This window comes from Micromonospora sp. KC606 (genome assembly GCF_004348675.1).
In the GTDB taxonomy this organism is placed as follows: Bacteria; Actinomycetota; Actinomycetes; order Mycobacteriales; family Micromonosporaceae; genus Micromonospora.
In genome coordinates this window covers 1-2,773 of the sequence record NZ_SMKN01000361.1, presented here as the reverse complement: position 1 = coordinate 2,773, position 2,773 = coordinate 1, and the positions used below count along the sequence as shown (strand labels likewise).

At 68.5% G+C, this 2,773-nt stretch carries 6 protein-coding genes; all 6 read right to left on the bottom strand.

The genetic code is table 11. The features are described from left to right. Positions 1-460 (bottom strand): DUF2637 domain-containing protein (locus E1193_RS30930; RefSeq protein WP_132186663.1); only part of this gene is annotated, 460 nt, incomplete at its 3' end. Continuing rightward, on the bottom strand, positions 460-804 hold the full coding sequence (locus tag E1193_RS30925; RefSeq protein WP_132186662.1) for an RRQRL motif-containing zinc-binding protein: 345 nt from the start codon (positions 802-804) through the stop codon (positions 460-462). The genes E1193_RS30930 and E1193_RS30925, both read right to left, overlap by 1 nt. Further along, entirely contained in the window at positions 801-1,100 is a 300-nt protein-coding gene (locus E1193_RS30920) for a hypothetical protein (RefSeq protein WP_132186661.1), read from the bottom strand. Before E1193_RS30920 ends, E1193_RS30925 begins: the two co-directional genes overlap by 4 nt. Continuing rightward, positions 1,097-1,537, bottom strand: coding sequence for a hypothetical protein (locus tag E1193_RS30915; RefSeq protein ID WP_132186660.1), 441 nt, complete (start codon positions 1,535-1,537; stop codon positions 1,097-1,099). The genes E1193_RS30920 and E1193_RS30915 overlap by 4 nt, the downstream gene beginning before the upstream one ends. A gap of 83 nt (positions 1,538-1,620) precedes the next feature. Beyond that, positions 1,621-1,830: a hypothetical protein gene (locus E1193_RS30910; protein WP_132186659.1), complete on the bottom strand. Its 210-nt coding sequence runs from the start codon at positions 1,828-1,830 to the stop codon at positions 1,621-1,623. Beyond that, entirely contained in the window at positions 1,827-2,693 is an 867-nt protein-coding gene (locus tag E1193_RS30905) for an FtsK/SpoIIIE domain-containing protein (RefSeq protein ID WP_132186658.1), read from the bottom strand. Before E1193_RS30905 ends, E1193_RS30910 begins: the two co-directional genes overlap by 4 nt. Between the last annotated feature and the right edge of the window lie 80 nt (positions 2,694-2,773).

Sequence of the window (2,773 nt, the reverse complement as noted above, 5' to 3'; positions counted from 1 at the left end):
TGAGCAGGGCGGCGGCTTCGGCTTCGATGGCGGCGAAGTCGGGTCGGATGCGTCCGGCGACGAGTTCGACGCCGATGACGAGGACGACGACCAGGGCGAAGACCGCGCGGAGAGCGAGGCTGCCGGGTGAGGCGAAGTTGATGGTGGCCGATAGCAGGGCGGCACCGGCGAAGACGACCATGGCTCCGCGTTTGGCATCCTTGGCGATGCCGGGGGTGCGGACGATGGTGAGCATGGACACCATGGCGGCGTCGAAGATCAGCGGTACGAGGTAGGCGAAGTAGCCGGCGTTCTGGGTCCACAGGTAGTGGGCTTGGTGTAGGTAGCTGGTCAGCAGCGCGCCGAGCAGGACGAACCGGTTGTAGCGTTTGATCGAGCCGATCGCCTTGAGCATGGTGGGTACCGCGTTGCGGGCGTACTCGGTGGCGAACTGTTCGGTGAAGGTCGAGTCAGCAGGCATTAGTGGCCTCCGTGGCAGTCGAGGCAGCAGCCGTAGCGGCGGGGGATGTAGTAGGGCTGCACCAGGCCGCACACGGCGCAGGTGCGGCGGGCGCGTAGCGCCTTGTCGATGGCGGTCCGCTGGGCGGGCGTGGCGACACGTTTGGGTGCGGCGAGGTCGAGGCGGTAGAGGTAGGCGACCCTCTTGCCGCGACGCCAAAGGATCTGGGCGACCGGGTCGTGTCCGCCGGGTCGAAGGCCGGCGGCGCGCAGTTGCCGGCGGGTGGCTAGCCCTTCGGGGGCAAGCCGGTAGCGGTAGGTCGGGAACTCCTCGGCGGTGTCAGCCGGGCTGTAGGCGAGGGTCATGGCCGGTCTCCCCAGCGCTGCTGGGCGGCCTGACGGGTGATGCCGAGACGGGAACCGATCTCGGCCCAGGAGTAGCCGAACTGTCGGAGGCCGACGACGGCGTCGCCGATGGCCCGGTCGAGGTCGGCAGACAGGGCGACAAGGTCGCGGAAGGCTTCAACGTCGCCGGTGGCGACGCGGCGGCCGTGGGCGCGGATGATGCGCCGAGCGAAGGCGGCGAATTCGTCGTTCTCGACAACCTCCCGGCGCTTCTGCCGGGGAAGGTGAGGCGTCAACGTCTTCTTGACAGTGCTCACCGGTTCTCACCCCCGGTGGTGTGGAGGGAGTCCCATTCGTCGGCGGCGTTCTCAAGAGCGGTGATGACCTGCTCGGCGGTGCGGCCGGGGTCGTCGTTCCACGAGTACGCGGAGGTGTGCTCGTCGACGAGGTAGCCGTCCTCGTCGATGTGGAAGATCGGCTCGTGGGTGTCGAGGTAGTCGACGAACACAGCCAGGGTCGTGAGGTAGTCGGCGAGGGCGTCCCCGTCGAGCTGAGAGAAGTGCTCGACCCGGTGGCCGGCGCAGGCGACGCCAATGGCTCCGGCGGCGCAGGCCGGCGGGGTGACCGTGTCAGTGGTGGGGGCGTAGTAGGTGCCCTGGTGCCAGCCATGCCGGCGCAGATAGAGGGCAGCCATCCGGAGCAGGTCAGCGGGAGTGACCGTTCCGGTGATGGGTGGGATTTGGGTAGCCTGCATGGCAGCCACGTCCTTTCGAGGGCTGTTGGTGGAGGTCGGCAGGACCGGCGTTGCTGCCAGGCGTGGTCCGGTCCTGTCGACTGCTACTGGTTGCGCAGCCGCACGTAGCGGCGGAAGCGGGTGTCGTCGCCGCCCATCGGGGTGGGCGCGGAGACGAAGACGAGTCGCCCGGTGCGGTTGGCGGCCTCGAACATCAGGGCCAGGTCTTCGGGGGTGCCGATGACCCAGAGTTCGGTGTACTGGGCGGCCCGCTGGTTGTTGATGCGGATGACGGTGCGCTCTCGGGTGGTCATGCCGCGATCCCCCAATCAGAAGGAGAGCCGGTCGGGGTAGTGATGCCGCTGGGACGCCGGATCCAGGCCGCGTAGTCGGCAATGCCGGCGATCTGGGCGTCGGACAGGTAGGCGACCTTGATGCGGCGGGGGACGCCGCCCTCGGCGATGAGGTAGGCCGCGCCCTGGTTGGTCGGGGCGATGTCGGTGGCGCTATAGCCCTGCTCGGCCCAGCCGTGGCCGAGGACGATGTTCGAACTGTTCGGGGTGGTGCAGCGGAACGCGGCGCGGTAGCCGAACAGGTCCCGCAGGCTGGTGGGGATGATGTCGAAGGACGGCCGCTGGGTGGCGGCGACGACGGGAATGCCGGCGGCCCGGCCCCGGGCGACCAGGTCTCGCAGGAGGGCGACGAACTCTTCCTGTTCCTGCTTGCCGCCGATGGTGGCGGAGTAGAAGGCGATCTCGTCGACCAGGACGGTGATGACGGAAAGGCCGTCGAGGGCGGTGACCTTGCGGCGCCCGTGGGCGCGAAGCCATGCGTACCGGTTGTTCATCACCTGCTGAAGACGTCGCAGGACGTCGAGAGCGGCGGTGATGTCGGGGCCGATGAAGGCGTCGGCGCAGTCTTCCCACTGGCCGAGTTCGACGAGCTTGCCATCCAGCAGCACAAGCCGGGAGTCCGCCGACAGCGCCGCGTGAGCGGCGATGGCGTTGAGCAGGCCGGACTTGCCTCCACCGGGTTCACCGCCGGCGAGGAGGTTGCGGTAGGCGAGGGTGATGTAGACGGGGTGGCCGAACTCGTCGATGCCGAGGAAGATCGGGTCGAACATCGACAGGCCAGGCCCCACCGGAATGCCGGCGGTCGGGGCGGTTGCCGTGGTCATGGGTTGCCCTCCTTGGGCGTTTATGGGCGCGGGAAGCCACACGAAGGAGCCGTAGGGCTCCCCGCGTCCTGTCTCTTATA